Source organism: Streptomyces sp. NPDC053069 (genome assembly GCF_044546895.1).
Taxonomy (GTDB): Bacteria; Actinomycetota; Actinomycetes; order Streptomycetales; family Streptomycetaceae; genus Streptomyces.
This window is the reverse complement of sequence record NZ_JBITZN010000014.1, coordinates 63372-81596: the sequence shown is the minus strand read 5'-3', so window position 1 is coordinate 81596 and position 18225 is coordinate 63372. Positions and strand designations below refer to the sequence as shown.

Annotated in this window: 19 protein-coding genes; 13 read left to right on the top strand and 6 right to left on the bottom strand. The window is 70.5% G+C overall.

Features of this window, described 5'->3' with window-relative positions:
* Positions 1-6 precede the first annotated feature (6 nt).
* The 3 genes from ACIGXP_RS29070 to ACIGXP_RS29060 all read left to right on the top strand — a co-directional run bounded on the left by ACIGXP_RS29070 (position 7) and on the right by ACIGXP_RS29060 (position 1268).
* Positions 7-354 carry an ArsR/SmtB family transcription factor gene (locus ACIGXP_RS29070; protein WP_399773215.1) on the top strand — a complete coding sequence of 116 codons (348 nt, stop codon included), beginning with the start codon at positions 7-9 and terminating at the stop codon, positions 352-354.
* Positions 355-379: 25 nt separating this feature from the next.
* Entirely contained in the window at positions 380-853 is a 474-nt protein-coding gene (locus ACIGXP_RS29065; RefSeq protein WP_399773213.1) for an SRPBCC domain-containing protein, read from the top strand.
* A gap of 145 nt (positions 854-998) precedes the next feature.
* Positions 999-1268: a DUF397 domain-containing protein gene (locus ACIGXP_RS29060; RefSeq protein WP_399773211.1), complete on the top strand. Its 270-nt coding sequence runs from the start codon at positions 999-1001 to the stop codon at positions 1266-1268.
* Positions 1269-1357: 89 nt separating this feature from the next.
* Here ACIGXP_RS29060 and ACIGXP_RS29055 read toward each other — a convergent pair whose 3' ends face one another.
* On the bottom strand, positions 1358-1831 hold the full coding sequence (locus ACIGXP_RS29055) for an ATP-binding protein (protein ID WP_363217583.1): 474 nt from the start codon (positions 1829-1831) through the stop codon (positions 1358-1360).
* 365 nt (positions 1832-2196) lie between these two features.
* Between ACIGXP_RS29055 and ACIGXP_RS29050 the strand changes: the two genes are divergently transcribed.
* The 4 genes from ACIGXP_RS29050 to ACIGXP_RS29035 all read left to right on the top strand — a co-directional run bounded on the left by ACIGXP_RS29050 (position 2197) and on the right by ACIGXP_RS29035 (position 5915).
* A complete protein-coding gene (locus ACIGXP_RS29050; protein WP_363217592.1) occupies positions 2197-3021 on the top strand; it encodes a helix-turn-helix transcriptional regulator in 825 nt (274 codons plus the stop codon).
* 69 nt (positions 3022-3090) lie between these two features.
* Positions 3091-4551: an aldehyde dehydrogenase family protein gene (locus ACIGXP_RS29045; RefSeq protein ID WP_399773209.1), complete on the top strand. Its 1461-nt coding sequence runs from the start codon at positions 3091-3093 to the stop codon at positions 4549-4551.
* Positions 4552-4676: 125 nt separating this feature from the next.
* Positions 4677-5234, top strand: a complete 558-nt coding sequence (locus ACIGXP_RS29040) for a DinB family protein (RefSeq protein WP_399773206.1) — start codon at positions 4677-4679, stop codon at positions 5232-5234.
* 39 nt (positions 5235-5273) lie between these two features.
* Positions 5274-5915 (top strand): PadR family transcriptional regulator, encoded by a 642-nt coding sequence (locus ACIGXP_RS29035; protein WP_399773204.1) that lies wholly within the window; start codon positions 5274-5276, stop codon positions 5913-5915.
* Between the two features lie 116 nt (positions 5916-6031).
* Here ACIGXP_RS29035 and ACIGXP_RS29030 read toward each other — a convergent pair whose 3' ends face one another.
* Both ACIGXP_RS29030 and ACIGXP_RS29025 read right to left on the bottom strand, forming a co-directional pair.
* Complete coding sequence (locus ACIGXP_RS29030; protein ID WP_363218880.1) at positions 6032-7441, bottom strand: glutamate decarboxylase; 1410 nt, start codon at positions 7439-7441, stop codon at positions 6032-6034.
* A 41-nt stretch (positions 7442-7482) separates the two neighbouring features.
* Entirely contained in the window at positions 7483-8772 is a 1290-nt protein-coding gene (locus tag ACIGXP_RS29025; RefSeq protein ID WP_399773200.1) for an ion channel protein, read from the bottom strand.
* A 123-nt stretch (positions 8773-8895) separates the two neighbouring features.
* Between ACIGXP_RS29025 and ACIGXP_RS29020 the strand changes: the two genes are divergently transcribed.
* Positions 8896-9663 (top strand): MerR family transcriptional regulator, encoded by a 768-nt coding sequence (locus tag ACIGXP_RS29020; RefSeq protein ID WP_363218882.1) that lies wholly within the window; start codon positions 8896-8898, stop codon positions 9661-9663.
* Between the two features lie 15 nt (positions 9664-9678).
* Here ACIGXP_RS29020 and ACIGXP_RS29015 read toward each other — a convergent pair whose 3' ends face one another.
* Positions 9679-10044, bottom strand: coding sequence for a YbjQ family protein (locus ACIGXP_RS29015; protein ID WP_363218883.1), 366 nt, complete (start codon positions 10042-10044; stop codon positions 9679-9681).
* Between the two features lie 139 nt (positions 10045-10183).
* Between ACIGXP_RS29015 and ACIGXP_RS29010 the strand changes: the two genes are divergently transcribed.
* Entirely contained in the window at positions 10184-11152 is a 969-nt protein-coding gene (locus tag ACIGXP_RS29010) for a DedA family protein (protein WP_399773197.1), read from the top strand.
* A gap of 4 nt (positions 11153-11156) precedes the next feature.
* On the opposite strand, the gene ACIGXP_RS29005 is transcribed toward ACIGXP_RS29010, so the two are convergent.
* Both ACIGXP_RS29005 and ACIGXP_RS29000 read right to left on the bottom strand, forming a co-directional pair.
* Positions 11157-12812 carry a threonine/serine exporter ThrE family protein gene (locus ACIGXP_RS29005; protein WP_399773195.1) on the bottom strand — a complete coding sequence of 552 codons (1656 nt, stop codon included), beginning with the start codon at positions 12810-12812 and terminating at the stop codon, positions 11157-11159.
* Positions 12813-12944: 132 nt separating this feature from the next.
* Positions 12945-13436, bottom strand: a complete 492-nt coding sequence (locus ACIGXP_RS29000; RefSeq protein WP_031115900.1) for an inorganic diphosphatase — start codon at positions 13434-13436, stop codon at positions 12945-12947.
* A 79-nt stretch (positions 13437-13515) separates the two neighbouring features.
* Between ACIGXP_RS29000 and dacB the strand changes: the two genes are divergently transcribed.
* The 4 genes from dacB to hpt all read left to right on the top strand — a co-directional run bounded on the left by dacB (position 13516) and on the right by hpt (position 18218).
* A complete protein-coding gene (gene dacB / locus ACIGXP_RS28995) occupies positions 13516-15138 on the top strand; it encodes a D-alanyl-D-alanine carboxypeptidase/D-alanyl-D-alanine-endopeptidase (protein WP_399773192.1) in 1623 nt (540 codons plus the stop codon).
* A gap of 87 nt (positions 15139-15225) precedes the next feature.
* Entirely contained in the window at positions 15226-16359 is a 1134-nt protein-coding gene (locus ACIGXP_RS28990) for a zinc-dependent metalloprotease (protein ID WP_363218887.1), read from the top strand.
* 191 nt (positions 16360-16550) lie between these two features.
* Positions 16551-17609, top strand: coding sequence for a tRNA lysidine(34) synthetase TilS (tilS, locus tag ACIGXP_RS28985; protein WP_399773188.1), 1059 nt, complete (start codon positions 16551-16553; stop codon positions 17607-17609).
* A gap of 48 nt (positions 17610-17657) precedes the next feature.
* Positions 17658-18218, top strand: a complete 561-nt coding sequence (hpt, locus tag ACIGXP_RS28980; protein ID WP_031165039.1) for a hypoxanthine phosphoribosyltransferase — start codon at positions 17658-17660, stop codon at positions 18216-18218.
* Positions 18219-18225: the final 7 nt, after the last annotated feature.

Genomic DNA, 18225 nt, shown 5'->3' with positions numbered 1-18225 from the left:
CGCTCCATGAACGGGACGAGTACCGCCGCCGAGGACCGCGTTTTCGCCGCGCTCGCCAACGCCACCCGCCGCGAGGTGCTGCGGCTGCTGCGCGAGCGCGGACCGCAGCCCGTCCAGGCCCTGGCCGACCACTTCGACATGCGCCGCCCGAGCCTCTCGGAACACCTCAGAGTGCTCCGGGAGGCCGGCCTCGTCTCCGAACAGCGCTCCGGGCGGCAGCGCATCTACCGTCTGGAGGCGGCCCCGCTCGCCGAGGTGCAGGACTGGCTCCACCCGTACGAGCGGTTCTGGCGCGAGCGGCTGAAGGGCCTCGGCGATCTGCTCGACACCATGCCCGACGATCAGCCTTCATGAACACAGCACCCGGCGGCCGGCCTTCATGAACACAGCACCCGGAGATCACGCGGACGACCTGACCACCCTCCGCGTGGACCAGTTCTTCCCGCATCCGCCCGCCAAGGTCTGGCGCGCCCTGACCGACCCCGACCTGCTCGCCCGCTGGCAGATGCCCGGCGCCGAGGGCTTCCGGCTGGAGGTCGGCCACCGGTACCGGATGACCTCCGTCCCGCGTCCCAACTCCCGCTTCTCCGGGGTCGTGGAGGTGCGCGTCCTGGCCTACGACATCGAGCGGATGCTGTCCGTCCGCTGGGCCGACGCCGATCCGGCCAATCCCGCGGACTGGACCATCACCTGGACCCTGGAACAGGAAGGGCGCGGTACACGTCTCTTTCTAGTGCACGAGGGTTTTGATCCGGACGACCCGGCTCAGCCGATGGCGCGCAAGATCATGGACGGGGGATGGCGTGGGCATGTCCTGCCCGCACTGGGGCAGACGCTGGATCTGCTTCGGTAAAGCGGACGTCAAGTCTGTAACCAGGTAAACACCGCGCGTGCACGTGCATTTGCTCATGCATCTGCACATGAACGGGTTATGATCCGGGTCAGTTGACCACAGCATCTATGGCCACACCAGCCAGTGCACCACCGGGGAGCGACCTGTGGACCGCGACGTTGACGGCGTGTACGGGGGGTACGACGTGTACAACGGCATGGCTGCCGAGCAGTTGACCGGAGTGGCCTGGCAGAAGAGCAGGCACAGCAACTCGCAGGGTTCGTGCGTGGAGTTCGCGCGGCTGCCGGGCGGCGAGGTCGCCGTCCGCAACTCGCGTTTCCCCGACGGCCCGGCGCTCGTCTACACCCGCGCGGAGATCGAGGCCATGCTGCTCGGGATCAAGGACGGCGAGTTCGACCATCTGATCGCCGGCTGATGCCCCGGGGGAGAGCCCGGGGCGTGCCGATGGCAACGATGTCGGAGTGACGCGCGTAGAAATCGCGCGTCCGTCGGTGCGCTGCAGTGTCAGCCGGCCGGGCTCAGCCGGAACAGCGCCCACACGACCTTGCCGTGGAGGGCGCCGGCGAGGGGGTGCCAGCCCCAGCTGTCGGCGAAGGAGTCGACCAGGAACAGCCCGCGCCCGGACTCGGCGGAGAAGTCGTCCGAGTCGCGCGGGACCGGCGTCTCGTGGCTCGGGTCGCGCACCGCGCACACCAGCCGCTCGCTCCAGCGCATCAGGTGCAGCCGCACGGACGGAGCGGGTTCGGAGCAGCCCGCGTCGCCCGGAAAACCGTGCCGCAGGGCGTTGGTGACGAGTTCGGAGACGACGAGGCATATGTCGTCGAAGCGGTCGCCGGCGTCCCACTGGTCGAGGGTGGTGCGGGTGAAGCGCCGGGCCTCGCGCACCGCGTCGTACCGGGCGGGCAGGGCGCAGGAGGCGGCGTCGGACACGGCTGCGGGGTCCAGCGGCGGAAGGCCCTGCCGTAACGGCTTGAGCATGGTCGATCCATTCGTTCCCATGCGAGGCACTCCCGGGAGTTCGCGGTCGTTGCGATGCAGCGGTGGCGCGGCACCATGGTTTCGGATGCGCACAGCAGATGCAAGGGCAGATGCACGTGCACGCGACCGAAATGACACTGCCCGTACCGCTTCTTGGCCATTTTTTCCGCCATCTTCTCGGCGTTTGCCGCCAGTGGTCCTGACCTCTTCCCGAAACCGGCAGGCAGAAACGGTCCGGGTCTTTCCGTTTCCGTAACCGGACGAGTACTGCTCGAAGTGTTTTAGTGGCAGACTGCGGGCCCTGAAGACGGTTGGGGAGGCTGACGAACGTGAGCGCGGGAGAGCCCGGATCGGTGGTGCGGCGGATGCTGCTCGGTTCGCAACTCAGGCGACTGCGTGAGGCTCGGGGCATCACGCGCGAGGCGGCGGGGTACTCCATCCGCGCCTCCGAGTCGAAGATCAGCCGGATGGAGCTGGGCCGGGTGAGCTTCAAGACCAGAGACGTGGAAGACCTGCTGACGCTGTACGGCATCACGGACGAGACGGAGCGCGAGTCGCTGCTCTCCCTCGCCCGCGAGGCCAACGTGGCCGGCTGGTGGCACAGCTACACCGACGTCCTGCCCAGCTGGTTCCCCACCTATGTGGGCCTGGAGGGCGCCGCGTCCCTCATCCGCGTCTACGAGGTGCAGTTCGTGCACGGTCTGCTCCAGACCGAGGAGTACGCCCGTGCCGTGGTCCGGCGCGGCATGAAGGGCGCGAGCCCGGCGGACGTCGAGCGCAGGGTCGCCCTGCGCATGGAGCGGCAGAAGCACCTGCTGGCCGACAACGCCCCCGAGTTCCACATCGTCCTCGACGAGGCCTCCCTGCGCCGCCCCTACGGCGACCGCCAGGTCATGCGCGGCCAGCTGCAGCACCTCATCGACCTCTCCGAGCGGCCCAACGTACGGCTGCAGGTCATGCCGTTCAGCTTCGGCGGGCACTCCGGCGAGAGCGGCGCCTTCACCATCCTCAGCTTCCCCGACGCCGACCTGTCGGACGTCGTCTACCTGGAGCAGCTGACCAGCGCCCTCTACCTGGACAAGCGCGAGGACGTCGCCCAGTACGAGCAGGCGCTCAAGGAGCTGCAGCAGGACAGTCCGGGGCCCGACGAGAGCCGGGATCTTCTCCGAGGTCTCCTTCAACTCTCTTGAAACATAAGTACGATGACGTGCGATCAGACCTTGACCAGGATCTGCGTCCGCTAGTGATTGAGGGATCACATGTCGTCCTACTTCACCGACCTGGCCCTGCAGTACATCGACGGCGAGTGGCGTCCGGGTACCGGCTCCTGGGACGTCATCGACTTCAATCCGTACGACGACGAGAAGCTGGCCTCGATCACGGTGGCCACGGTCGACGAGGTGGACCAGGCCTACCGGGCCGCCGCCCGCGCCCAGAAGCAGTGGGCCGGGACCAATCCCTACGCCCGCCGCACGGTCTTCGAGCGGGCGCTTCGGCTCATAGAGGACCGTGAGCAGGAGATAGCCGACCTGATCATCGCGGAACTGGGCGGCACGCGCGTGAAGGCCGGTTTCGAGCTGCACCTCGCCAAGGAGTTCCTGCGCGAGTCGATCCACCTGGCGCTGCGCCCCGAGGGCAGGATCCTGCCCTCCCCGGTCGACGGCAAGGAGAACCGCGTCTACCGGGTGCCGGTCGGGGTGGTGGGCGTGATCAGCCCGTTCAACTTCCCGTTCCTGCTGTCGATCAAGTCGGTCGCCCCGGCGCTCGCGCTGGGCAACGCCGTCGTCCTCAAGCCGCACCAGAACACCCCGATCGCGGGCGGCACCCTGCTCGCGAAGATCTTCGAGGAGGCCGGGCTGCCCGGCGGCCTGCTCAATGTCGTGGTCACCGACATCGCCGAGATCGGCGACGCGTTCATCGAGCACCCGGTCCCGAAGGTCATCTCCTTCACCGGCTCCGACAAGGTCGGCCGGCACGTGGCCACGGTCTGCGCCGCGAACTTCAAGCGCTCGGTGCTCGAACTGGGCGGCAACAGCGCGCTGGTGGTCCTGGACGACGCCGACATCGACTACGCGGTGGACGCGGCGGTCTTCAGCCGGTTCGTCCACCAGGGCCAGGTCTGCATGGCCGCCAACCGGGTCCTCGTGGACGCCTCCGTCGCCGAGGAGTTCACCGAGAAGTTCGTCGCCAAGGTGAAGTCGCTGAAGGTCGGCGATCCGCGCGACCCGCAGACCGTCATCGGCCCGGTGATCAACTCCCAGCAGGCGAACGCCATTGCCGGCTCCGTCGAGCAGGCCGTCGCCGAGGGCGCCACCGCCCTCGTCCGGGGCGGCACGTCGGGCAACCTGGTCGAGCCCAGCGTGCTCACCGACGTCCCCGCCGACTCCGCACTGCTGCAGCAGGAGATCTTCGGCCCGGTCGTCTTCCTCGTTCCGTTCGACGGCGAGGAGGAGGCGCTCCGCATCGTCAACGACACCCCGTACGGCCTCAGCGGCGCCGTCCACACGGGCGACATCGAGCGGGGCGTCGCCTTCGCCAAGCAGATCGACACCGGCATGTTCCACGTGAACGACGGCACGGTCCACGACGAGCCCATCGTGCCGTTCGGCGGCGAGAAGCACTCCGGCATCGGCCGCCTGAACGGCGAGACGACGCTGGAGGCGTTCACGACCGTCAAGTGGATCTCGGTGCAGCACGGGCGCAGCGCGTTCCCCTTCTGACGAGCGCCGGCGGAAGCGAGTTCCGACCGGAGCGGACCCTTGCGGACAGAACCTGACCGCAAGGGTCCGTAACGTCTTCGGTGTCAGGGCAAGAGCCCCCGGTGAACCGATGAAAGGCGGCCGTCATGGTCAAGCACGTGCCCGCGGAGGCGAACGGTGACGAGCGAGGAGCTCTGCTGGCGTTCATCGAGGAACAGCGCGGCGGCATCCGCCGGGCCCTGCTCGGCCTGACCGAGGAACAGGCCCGCACCCGCCCCAGCGTCAGCGAGCTGTCCCTGGGCGGCCTGCTCAAGCATGTCGCCGAGACCGAGCAGGGCTGGGTCGCCCGGGCCAAGCAGGAGCCGCCGGCGGTCCGGCGCGACGAGTCGAACTGGCACGAGTGCTTCCAGCTGGCCGACGACGAGACGGTCGCCGGACAGCTGGCGTACTGGGAGGAGGTCGCCGCCGAGACGGAGAAGTTCATCCGCTCGGCGCCGAGCCTGGACGACACCTTCCCGCTGCCGTCCGATCCCTGGTTCCCGCCGCAGGCCCGGGTCTCGCTGCGCTGGCTGTGTCTGCAGCTGATCCGCGAGACGGCCCGGCACGCCGGCCACGCCGACATCATCCGCGAGTCGCTGGACGGCAGGACCGCCTTCGAGCTGGTGGCCCAGGAGGCCGAGGAGCAGGGCGCCGCCCGGGGGTGATCGCGGGGCGGGCGGCGGTACGGCAATAACCTGGACCTCATGTCAGCGATCCGACTTCTCGTGCTGGGCGCCGTCCGCCAGCACGGGCGGGCCCATGGCTATCAGGTCCGCAACGACCTGGAGTACTGGGGCGCGCACGAGTGGTCCAACGCCAAACCGGGCTCCATCTACCACGCCCTGAAGCAGATGGCCAAGCAAGGGTTGCTGCACGCGCACGAGATCGCGCCGTCCACGGCCGGCGGCCCGCCCCGCACCGAGTACGAGCTGACCGACAAGGGCACCGAGGAGTACTTCGCCCTGCTGCGCGACGCCCTGGTCACCTACGACCAGCGCGGCGACGTGAAGACGGCGGCGATCGGCTTCATGGTCGACCTGCCGAGGGCCGAGGCGGTGGCGCTGCTGAAGGAGCGCACCCGCCGGATCGAGGCCTGGCGCTCCTCGGTCACCGAGCACTACGTGCCCGACGAGGGGCCGGGGCAGCTCGGCCACATCGGCGAGATCATGAACATGTGGGTGCACACGGCCGACTCCGAGGCCGAGTGGACCCGGGGTCTCGTGGCGCGCATCGAGGACGGCGCCTACACGTTCGCCGGTGAGGGCGAACGGTTCGTCGGCGTGCTCGCCGAGGACGAGGTGAACCCGTACGCGACGGGGGAGCGGCATCCGGAGGACGACCGCTGACCGGTCCCGAACGGCTGATCAAGTCTGCCCCATGCTCCTGCCGGCGGTTCGAGGCGATGGTCGAACTTGTTCTGCCCGCTCCCGGTACGGAAGTTTTCGCGCCTCGGACGGCAGGCCTAGTGGTGGAACCCGGTCGCCGCCTGCTTGTCCCGGGTGAGTGGATGCGGCTGCCGGCGCAGCTCGGGCAGCAGGCGGGTCAGGTCGTCCAGGAACAGGTCGGCCAGGTCGTGCGAGAAGCCGTTGCGGCACACGATCCGCAGCACGGAGAGGTCCTCGCGGTGCGGCGGGAAGGTGTACGCGGGCACCAGCCAGCCGCCCTCGCGCAGCCGCCGGGAGACGTCGAAGACGTCGTACGCCGTGACGTCGTCGGCCGTGGTCAGCGCGAACACCGGCAGTTGGTCGCCGTGCGTGAGCAGCCGGAAGTCGCCGAGCGCCGCGATCTTCCCGGCGAGCGAGGTCGCCACGTCCCGCGTGGACTGCTGCACCGCGCGGTAGCCCTCGCGGCCGAGGCGCAGGAACGTGTAGTACTGGGCCACCACCTGGGCGCCGGGCCGGGAGAAGTTGAGCGCGAAGGTCGGCATGTCGCCGCCCAGGTAGTTGACCCGGAAGACGAGCTCCTCGGGCAGCGCCTCGTGGTCCCGCCACAGTGCCCAGCCGACGCCCGGGTACACCAGCCCGTACTTGTGCCCCGAGGCGTTGATCGAGGCCACGCGCGGCAGCCGGAAGTCCCACACCAGCTCCGGGTCCAGGAAGGGCGCCACCATGCCGCCGGACGCGCCGTCCACATGCACCGGGACGTCGAGCCCGGTGCGTTCCTGCAGGGCGTCCAGGGCCGCGCACAGTTCGGCGATCGGCTCGTAGGAGCCGTCGAACGTCGAGCCGAGGATGCCGACGACCCCGATGGTGTTCTCGTCGCACAGCTCGACGGCGGCCTGCGGGTCCAGCTGGAACCGGTCGCCCTCCATGGGCACCTGCCGGGCCTCCACCTCCCAGAAGGTGCAGAACTTGTCCCAGCAGACCTGGACGTTGACGCCCATCACGAGGTTGGGCCGTGCGCCGCCCGCATAGCGCCCTTCGTTGCGCCGCATCCAGCGCCGCTTCAGTGCCATCCCGGCGAGCATGCACGCCTCGCTCGACCCGGTCGTGGAACAGCCGACGGCCGCCGACGGGTCCGGCGCGTTCCACAGGTCGGCGAGCATCGCCACACAGCGCCGCTCCAGCTCGGCCGTGCGCGGGTACTCGTCCTTGTCGATCATGTTCTTGTCCCGGCACTCGGCCATCAGCACCCCGGCCTGCGGCTCCATCCAGGTGGTGACGAACGTGGCCAGATTCAGCCGGGAGTTGCCGTCCAGCATCAGCTCGTCGTGCACCAGCTGGTACGCCGTGGACGGGGACAGCGGCGCGTCCGGGAGCCGGTGCGTGGGCGGCGCCTCGGTCATGCCGGCGACCGGATTGGCCTCGCCGAAGAACGGGTTGACCGACACCGTCCGCTCCTCGTGCTTCGCGGGACCTTTGTGCAGGGCCATGAACGTGCCTCCAAGGTGGGTACTTTCAGCGGAAGGGTCTGTCAGCGGACCGGGGTGCCGTCCTCGCGCAACTGCATCTGCGGGCGCCCCGTCACCAGCAGCCACGGCGGCAGCGACGCGATGCACAACAGGGCGAGGGCGCCGGGCGAGGCGACCAGGACGGCGGCGGTGAACAGGCTCACCCAGCCCTGCCGGGTGACGGCCAGGAGCATGCCCAGGACGGCCGTCGCGACGCCCACCGCCGGATGCACGGCCGGAACGAGCGCATGGGCGCACAGGCCGAGGGCGCTGCCGACGAAGACCGCCGGGAAGATCCGGCCGCCCCGGAAGCCGCAGGACGCGGCGACGAGCAGCGCCGCCAGCTTCACCACCGCGAGCACGGCGAACTGCCCCGCCGACCGGCCCTCGGGATGCCGGGCCAGCTCGCCCATCTCCGACAGCCCCTTGAACAGCGTGAGATGACCGCCCAGCGCCCCCAGAGCGCCCAGGACGACCCCGCCGGCCGGAAGCATCAGCATCGGGTGCCGCAGCCGCCGGAAGGCCGCGTGGACGTACGGGAAGGCGTATACGGCGCACATGCCGAGCAGCGCGGCCACCGAGGCGGTCACGAGGGCCGCCAGGACGTCCTTGCCGTCCGGGTGGCCCAGGGGCGGCAGCCCCAGGTCGAAGGTCGGATGGGCCACCAGGGTGGTCGTGACGGCCCCGCACGCCCCGGCGGTCAGCGGCGCGAACAGGTTGTCCCACAGCCGTCCGCGGACGGGACGCCCGGCCAGCGCCTCCGAGATGACCAGCGCCGCGGCCACCGGTGTGCCGAACAGCGCGCCGATCGTCGCCGACTCGGCCAGCACCGGCCACAGGCTGCCCGGCGTCCGCGGCATCAGCCGCGCACCGAGCCAGGCGGCGAGGCCCACGTTCACGGCGAAGACCGGGTTCTCCGGTCCGAGGCTCGGGCCGCCGGCCAGCATCAGGCCGGTGGCCAGCACCAGTCCGGGCAGCACGACCGGTGCCATGGCCGGGGCGTTCAGGCCGAGGGTCGCCGGATCGGGACCGGCGTGGCCGGGCACCTTCCAGACCACCAGCCCGACGGCGATCCCGGTCGCCACGAGCATGACGAACATCCACAGCACCGAGTAGCGGCCCACCCCGAGCGCATCCGGCAGCGGCCCCCACAGCACGCGCTGGAGCTGCTCCGCCGCCGCGCTGACGCCGACGAAGACCAGGCTCGCGACCACGCCCACGACCACGGCGGGCAGGATGAAGGGCAGCAGAGCCCGTGCCGGGGCCGTGGGAGCGGTCGCGGGCGCCTGCTGCGCTTCGGGTTCCTGGGCCACCGCCTCACCATAAGCGGACAAAATGCACACAACATCCCGAACATCGTGAACGGCAACCGGCTTGCACCTCACGTGACGTGAGGCCTCAGCGTGGACGGCGTACCGACGACAAGGAGCGGAAAAGTGAGCTACTCCGTGGGACAGGTCGCGGGGTTCGCCGGGGTCACGGTGCGCACCCTGCACCACTACGACGAGATCGGCCTGCTCGTCCCCAGCGAGCGCACGTACGCCGGCCACCGGCGCTACAACGACGCCGACCTCGACCGGCTCCAGCAGATCCTGTTCTACCGGGAGCTCGGCTTCCCGCTCGACGAGGTCGCGGCCCTGCTCGACGACCCGGACGCGGACCCGCGCGCGCACCTGCGCCGCCAGCACGATCTGCTGACCGCCCGGATCGAGAAGCTGCAGAAGATGGCCGCGGCCGTGGAGCACGCCATGGAGGCACGCACGATGGGCATCAACCTGACGCCGGAGGAGCGGTTCGAGGTCTTCGGGGACAAGGACCCGTTCAACGAGGGGTACGCCGAGGAGGCCGAGCAGCGCTGGGGCGACACCGAGGCATGGGCCGAGTCCCAGCGCCGCGCCGCCCGCTACAGCAAGGAGGACTGGAAGCGGATCAAGGCCGAGACCGACGACTGGGAGCAGCGGTACGCCGCCCTGGTGACCGCCGGCGAGGAGCCGTCCGGCGAGGCGGCCATGGACCTGGCCGAGGAGCACCGGCAGCACATGAGCAGGTGGTTCTTCGAGGTGCCGTACGAAATGCACCGGTGCTTCGCCGGCATGTACGTCTCCGACGAGCGCTTCAAGGCGTACTACGACGCCATGGCCCCCGGTCTCGCCGAGCACCTGGGCGCCGCCATCACGGCGAACGCCGCGCGGCAGACGGCCTGACCCCTGGCCCGGGAGTCACTCCCGGGCCAGGACCACCGCCGTGCCGTAGGCGCACACCTCGGTACCGACGTCCGCGGCCTCGGTCACGTCGAACCGGAACGCCAGCACTGCGTTGGCGCCACGCGCGCGTGCCTGCTCCACCAGGCGTTCCATGGCCTGGCTGCGGGTCTGCACGAGCGTCTTGGTGAGCCCCTTCAGCTCGCCGCCGATCATCGACTTCAGACCGGCGCCGATCTGGCTGCCGAGGTGCCGCGACCGCACGGTGAGTCCGAACACCTCGCCGATCACCTGCTGCACCCGGTATCCGGGCACGTCGTTCGAGGTCACGACCAGCACGTCCGACTGGGGTACCTGGCCGCCGCCGTAGTCATCGAGTCCCATGAGCCACAGCCTTCTCCCCGTCATCTCTCAGCGCATCCCGGAGACACCGGTGGAACCTGGAGCGGTCACATCACGTTGATAGCTTTGTGCGGCCGTACCCGGATGCCGTAGCCGCCTTGACCCCCTGGAGCCCGGACCCGTGATGACACTCGCCCTCGGCCCGAGCTGGCTCGATCCCAACTATCTGCTCGACACGTACAGCATCTGGGGCCTGCTGCTCATCGTCTTCGCCGAGTCCGGCCTGCTCATCGGCTTCTTCCTGCCGGGTGACTCGCTGCTGTTCACCTGCGGCATGCTGATCACCGCTCACCGGATGCACTTCCCGCTGTGGGGTGCGATCGGCCTCATCTGCCTCGCCGCGATACTCGGCGACCAGGCGGGCTACATGTTCGGCAAGAAGGTCGGCCCGTCCCTGTTCAACCGCCCCGACTCCCGCCTGTTCAAGCAGGAGAACGTCACCAAGGCGCACGAGTTCTTCGAGAAGTACGGCCCGAAGTCCCTGGTCCTGGCCCGTTTCGTGCCCATCGTGCGCACGTTCACGCCGATCATCGCCGGCGTCAGCGGCATGAAGTACCGCTCGTTCCTGGTCTTCAATGTCATCGGCGGCGTCCTGTGGGGCGCGGGCGTCACTCTGCTCGGCTCCTGGCTCGGCAACATCGGCTTCGTCAAGAACAACATCGAGGCGATCCTGATCCTGATCGTCCTCGTCTCCGTGATCCCGGTCGCCATCGAGGTCCTGCGCGCCCGCGGCAAGCAGAAGAAGGCTCCGCAGCCGGCACCGGAGCCGTCCCGCCCGGCTCCCCCCGCCATGGACACCCAGACCACCCAGCTGCGCCGCATCGAGCCGGACCAGCCGTACGAGCACCAGCAGCACCAGCAGCAGGAGCAGCAGTACGAGCAGCCGTACTGGAACCAGGGCGGCTACGACAATCAGCACTACGACCAGCAGCACCACGACCAGCAGCACCACGACCAGCAGCAGTACGGCCGGCAGTACGACCAGCACCAGTACCCGCAGCAGCAGTACGGCCGGCAGTACCCGCAGCAGCAGTACGACCGCGACCCGTACCCGTACGACTACGACCAGGGCACCTACCGCGCCCCGTAGCCCGTCAGAAGCCCCGGGTCCGCTTGGCAGCCCTCCGCTTCCCGGCGGAGCCGATCCTCAGGAACAGCCGGAAGACCTCCGACCCCAGATTGACCCCGATGGCGATGGCGATCGCCAGTGACGCCGCGTTGGCCAGCGACACCAAGCCCTTGTCCACCTCGTTCTGGGCCATGTTGAGCAGCCCGAAATACGTGGCGGAGCCCGGCAGCAGCGGCCCGATCGCCGCCGTCGTGTACGGCAGGGCCGAGGCGAACCGGTACCGCGACAGCAGCTGCCCGAAAAGGCCCACCAGCCCCGCCGCAACGGCCGTGGACGCCACCGGCGAGATGTCGGCGACGTAGTGCATCGCGCCGTACACCGACCACGCGACCCCCCCGTTGAGCGTCACCCACAGCACGGTGGAACGTTCCTGCTGCAGCAGCACCGCGAACGTCAGCGACAGCAGCATGGACGCCGCGATCTGCACCAGCGGCCGTTCGTTGCTGATGAGCGACGCGTCCGGGTTCAGCTTGCCGCCGACCTTCACGCCGAAGTACAGGACGACCAGCACGCCGGTGACGATGCCGACGAAGAAGTACATGACCTCCAGCAGGCGCGCGGAGGCGGTGATGTAGAAGCCCGTCAGGCCGTCCTGCACACCCGCCACCAGCGCCCGCCCGGGCAGCAGCGCGAACAGTCCACCGGTGACGACGGCGGACGCCTTCACGTCGACGTGCGCCAGCGCGAACGCCACCCCGATCGCCGCGGGCGGCATCGCGGCCACCGTGAACTGGTAGAACTCCGGCAGCCCGCGTCCCGCGCACAGCCAGGCCAGCCGGTCGCCGAGCATCGCGCCGATCGCCGCCGCGACGAACACGATCAGGTCACCGCCGACCAGGACGGAGGCGGCTCCGGCGAGCAGCCCGCTGGCCAGGGTCAGCGCCCAGCCGGGGTAGGGGTGCCGGTTGCGGCGGATCTCCGCCAGCCGCCGGTAGGCCTCCTCCAGGGAGACCTGGGTCTCCGGGTCGGTCAGGTCGTCCACCAGCCGGAACACGGCCGCGAGCCGCGTGTAGTCGGTGCCCCGCCGCCGTACCGTCCGCGACGCCGTCACCGGGTCGTCCACCAGCGACGGCTGGTGCGAGATCGACAGCAGCGTGAAGGTGACGTTCGGCTCGCAGCGGTCCAGGCCGTAGGAGCGGCACACCGCGAACATCGCGGCCTCCACGTCCTCCGCGCCCTCGCCGCCGGCCAGCAGCAGCTCGCCGATGCGCAGGGTCAGGTCGAGCACGCGGGGTACGGCCGGGCCGTCCTCCTCCTCGCGCTGCACCGGCTCCGGCGCGGGCCGCTCGGCCACCGGCATGCGCAGCATCGTGCGCATCCGGTCCTGCCAGGGCGCGTCCTTGACCAGGCTGACCAGCGGAACTCCGGCGGCGGGAGTGAACGCCGGCGGGGCCTCCTTGGCGCTGTAGGTGCGCGGCGGGCTGAACGCCGACCCCTCCGGCTCGGCACTCGGCGGCTGCGGCCCCGAAAGCCCCTGCGGCACCGCGAACTCGGACGTGCTCTCCGGCTCACCGGCCCCCTCGGGGACCTCGATGCCCACCGGAATGGCGAACTCGGACGTGATCTCCGGGTCGTACCGCGCCTCGTCCGACCGGGGCTTGCGGTCCTCCGCCTCCGTCACCTCGCACCGCTCCCTGAACGACACCTTCCGTACGGCTCAGTATGCGCACAGGTACCCGAACGGTCCGCACGCGTGCGTGAAACGCGGAACGGGCCGCACGCACGCGTACGGCCCGTTCCCGCGGCTCGGGGCTCAGTGACCGCCCTGCTCCTTGAAGCGCTTGTACGACCGCTCGATCTCCGCCTCGGCGTCCGTGCGGCCCACCCAGTTGGCACCCTCGACCGACTTGCCGGGCTCCAGGTCCTTGTACACCTCGAAGAAGTGCTGGATCTCCAGGCGGTCGAACTCCGACACGTGATGGATGTCGCGCAGGTGCTCCACGCGCGGGTCGGTGGCCGGAACGCACAGCAGCTTGTCGTCGCCGCCCGCCTCGTCCGTCATGCGGAACATGCCGATCGCGCGGCACTTGATCAGGCAGCCCGGGAAGGTCGGCTCGTCCAGGATGACCAGCGCGTCCAGCGGGTCGCCGTCCTCGCCGAGGGTGTTCTCGACGAAGCCGTAGTCGGTCGGGTAGGCGGTCGAGGTGAAGAGGCGACGGTCCAGGCGGATCCGACCGGTCTCGTGGTCCACCTCGTACTTGTTGCGCGAACCCTTCGGGATCTCGATCGTGACGTCGAACTCCACCGGTGGCTCCTCCATGATCAGCACATAGTTCTGGTGATTAAGTGTCCCTCACGCAGGTGTGTGATCGCGAAAGGGGCTGGTGGTCGTGCCAGAGCTGAGGCCTTGGCGGGCTGCGAGACCGCAGTGGAAGCGGATCGCGAACGCCGTACGACCGCGTCTGGCGCGGGCCGCGACGGCCGCCGAGCCGCGGGTCGCGCGGCTGACGCGGGCCCTGCGGCCCCGGCCCACGCGCCTGCCCCGTCGGCAGGCGGTCAGGACCTGGCAGTACACCGCGGGCGCCGCCACCGCCGGCCTCGCGCTCGCCGCCGGTGTGGTGACCGCGGCGGGCCCCTGGGACGCCAACGGTCAGCGTACGGCCGAGCGGGACCGCGCCGCGGCCCTGGAGCGGCCAGGTGGCACAGATCACGGCCGCTCCGGTACGGCATCGGCGTCCGCACCCCGGCCGGCGCCGAGCGCCGCGCCCGTCCTGGTGGGCCTGGACGGCCCGACGGACGCCCTCGGCACCAAGAAGGCCGCCCCGGGCGGAAAGCCCCTCCCGGACGTCCTGAGGCCTCTCCTGGACGCCTCCGCGCTGGGCGACGACCAGGCGGCGGCCGTCGTCGACGTGGCCACCGGCAAGCGCCTGTACGGCACCGGCTCCGGCAAGGCGTTCACCCCCGCCTCCACCACCAAGATCGCCACGGCTGTCGCCGCCCTGTCCGCCCTGGGCCCCGACCACCGCCTCACCACCCGCGCCGCCCTCGAACCCGACACCGGCGAACTCGTTCTCGTCGGCGGCGGCGACCCCACCCTCACCGCCCACAGGACGACCGGCCAGGCCGGCAGCGGCGAGGACTGGGCCGGCCTGCGCACGCTGGCGGCGGACACCGCCAGGGCGCTCCGCAAACGCGGCATCCACAAGGTCACGCTGTCCTACGACACCACCCTCTACGCCGGCCCCGCCCTGCACCCCGTCGGCGTCAACGACAACCTCGCCCCCGTCAGCGCGCTGACCGTCGACGAGGGCCGCACCGGCGACTCCACCAGCGGCCCGGCGCCCCGCGTGGCCGACCCGGCGAAGGACGCGGCCGGCAAGTTCGCGGCCCTCCTCAAGGGCGCCGGCATCACCACCACACCCCCCGGCCCCTCCAAGGCCACCACGCGCGCGCAGACCCTCGCCACGGTCTCCTCACCCCCGCTGTCCGCCCTGGTCGAGCGCATGCTGACCAACAGCGACAACGACATCGCCGAGCACCTCGCCCGCCAGACGGCCCTCGCCAGCGGCGAACCCGGCAGCTTCGACGGCGCCGCCAAGGCGATCTCCGCGCGGCTGACCAAGCTGGGCCTGCCGATGTCCGGCGCCTCCTTCCACGACGGCAGCGGCCTCAACCGTGACGACCGGCTCACCGCCGACCTGCTCACCGCCCTCCTGGTCACGGCCGGCGACCCCGGCCGTCCCGGCCTGCGCCCCGTCCTCACCGGCCTGCCCGTGGCCGGCTTCACCGGCACCCTCACCCACCGCTACACCGACGGTGCCGCCGGCGTCGTCCGCGCCAAGACCGGCACCCTGACCGGCGTCAACACCCTGGCCGGCACGGTCGTCGACACCGACGGCCGCCTCCTGGCCTTCGCCTTCCTGGCTTCCGGCACCACCGACCCCCTGGAGGCCCAGTCGGCCCTGGACAGAACGGCGACGGCTCTGGCGGGGTGCGGCTGCGGGTAGCCGTACCGCCGTCCCCGTCCAACACCCCAGCCCCTGCAACCCCGCACGGCCTGCCCCAAGCGGGAACGCTCACGTACGGTTGTCAACATGACTGGCTTCGGTGGCACCGCATCTCCCGGGATGGTCGACTGGAACCTCGCGGTGGCAACCGCGACACGGCTCGTACGACCGGGCCCGGACGTCAGTCGCGACGAGGCCCGCGCGGTCGTCGCGGAGCTGCGCCGGCACGCCAAGACCTCGGAGGGACACGTCCGGGGCTTCACGCGCATGGGCACGGAGGACACCCACGACACCCCCGTCCTCGTGGTCGACCGCCCCGGCTGGGTCCGCGCCAACGTCGCCGGCTTCCGCGAGATCCTCAAACCGCTGCTGGAGAAGATGCAGGAACGACGCGCCGGCAGCCCCGGCAGCGCGGTTCTCGGCACCGTCGGCGGCAAGGTCACCGGCGTCGAACTCGGCATGCTGCTGTCGTTCCTGTCCTCCCGCGTCCTCGGCCAGTACGAGACCTTCGCCCCCGCCACCCGCGAGCTCCCCGCCGGCGAGAACGGCGGCGGCCGCCTCCTGCTCGTCGCCCCCAACATCGTCCACGTCGAGCGCGAACTCGACGTCGACCCGCACGACTTCCGCCTGTGGGTGTGCCTGCACGAGGAGACCCACCGCACCCAGTTCACGGCCGTGCCCTGGCTGCGCGACCACCTGGAGGGCGAAATCCAGTCGTTCTTGGCGGAGACCGACGTGGACCCGATGACCTTCCTGGAGCGCATCAGGGATGCCGCGCAGTCCCTCGCCGGAGGCCGCCCGGAGGGCGAGGAGGAGGACGGCGGCCGGTCCTTCGTGGAGCTGGTGCAGACCCCCGCCCAGCGCGAGATCCTCGGCCGTCTCACCGCCGTGATGTCCCTGCTGGAGGGGCATGCCGACTACGTCATGGACGGCGTCGGACCCAGCGTCGTACCGACCGTCGCGGAGATCCGCGAGAAGTTCCAGCAGCGCCGCGCCAAGGGTGCCTCCCGCCTCGACCTCGCCCTGCGCAAGCTGCTGGGTCTGGATGCCAAACTGAGGCAGTACCGGGACGGCGAGCGATTCGTACGAGCCGTCGTCGAACAGGTCGGCACCGACGGTTTCAACCGGGTGTGGACCTCGCCCAACACCCTCCCCACCAAGGCGGAGATCGCCAAACCGGCGGACTGGGTCGCGCGGGTGCATCGCAAGGCCGAGTCGTGAACGGCATGGACACGTCGTGAACGGAATCCGGCCGACGGCAGGCGAACGCCCCTCCAATCACCCGTCCGAGGGACCGTGAGCCATGCGTAGGCGTGCAATGCTCGGGGAACGGCCCGCTTCTGTCACCATCTACACACTCTGAGTGACCGACTCGGGCTCACCCCCCGAAAACTTCATGAAGGGAACCGGACATGGGTCCCCATCCTGCGGTCGCGGCGATACGCCTGGCGGTCCGCCGCGTCCTCCACGACATCCTCAACGACCACCACAGCCTCGCCGGCGCAGGCGCCCGGCAGGCCGTCGGTGCGCGCCCGGACCGGACAGCCGAGCGGCTCCCCTCCCCGCTCGTGCTCGTCGCATGCTCCGGCGGCGCCGACTCCATGGCTCTCGCCTCCGCCCTCGCCTTCGAGGCTCCCAAGCTCGGCGTCCGCGCCGGCGGCGTCACCGTCGACCACGGCCTCCAGCCCGGCTCCGACCTCCGCGCCGACGAGGTCGTCCTGCGTCTGCGTGAACTCGGCCTCGCGCCGGTCGAGTCCGTCGCCGTGACCGTCGGCCGCGAAGGCGGACCGGAAGCCGCCGCCCGCGACGCCCGCTACGCCGCCCTCGACGCCGTCGCCGAACGCCACGGCGCCGCCGCCGTCCTGCTCGGCCACACCCGGGACGACCAGGCCGAAACCGTCCTGCTGGGCCTCGCCCGCGGCTCCGGCATCCGCTCCCTGTCCGGCATGGCGGCGGTCTCGGGGGCCGCCGGCCGCTACCGGCGCCCCTTCCTGGAGCTCGACCGGCAGACCGCCCGCAAGGCCTGCATGGTCCAGTCCCTCCCCGTCTGGGACGATCCTCACAACGCCGACCCCGCCTACACCCGCTCCCGGCTGCGGCACGAAGGCCTGCCCGCCCTGGAGAAGGCCCTCGGCAAAGGGGTCGTGGAGGCGCTCGCCCGCACCGCCCAGCTCTCCCGCGACGACGCCGACGCCCTCGACACCTGGGCCAGCCAGGCCGAGGTCTCCGTGCGGGACGCCGCAGGCCAGCTGGAGTGCGCCAAGCTCTACGCCCTCCCGCCCGCCGTACGCCGCCGCATCCTGCGCCGCGCCGCCATCGAGGCCGGTGCCCCCGCCGGTTCGCTGTTCGCCCGCCACATCGAGGAAGTCGACCGCCTGATCACCGGCTGGCGCGGCCAGGGAGCCATCAATCTCCCGGGCAAAGTCGTCGCCCGGCGGCAGGGTGGCAGACTGGTGATTCGGCAAGGCTGAATCCTTACCCCCGCGCGGGGTGAGCAGCCGGTGGGACGACCGAAAGTGATGCGGGTGGACGCGAAAGACATGGGTGCCGACCTCCAGCAGGTGCTCATCACCAAGGAAGAGATCGACGCGAAGCTGGCCGAGCTGGCCGCGAAGATCGACGCGGAGTACGCGGGCAAGGACCTGCTCATCGTCGGCGTGCTCAAGGGCGCCGTGATGGTCATGGCCGACCTCGCCCGGGCGCTGTCCACCCCCGTCACCATGGACTGGATGGCCGTGTCCTCCTACGGCGCGGGCACCCAGTCCTCCGGTGTCGTGCGGATCCTCAAGGACCTCGACACCGACATCAAGGGCAAGCACGTCCTCATCGTCGAGGACATCATCGACTCCGGCCTGACCCTGTCCTGGCTGATCAACAACCTCGGCTCCCGCGAGCCCGCCTCCCTGAAGGTGTGCACGCTGCTGCGCAAGCCGGACGCCGCGAAGGTCGCCATCGACGTCGAGTGGGTCGGCTTCGACATCCCGAACGAGTTCGTCGTCGGCTACGGACTCGACTACGCCGAGAAGTACCGCAACCTGCCGTTCGTCGGTACGCTCGCGCCTCACGTCTACGGCGGCTGAGCCGGAC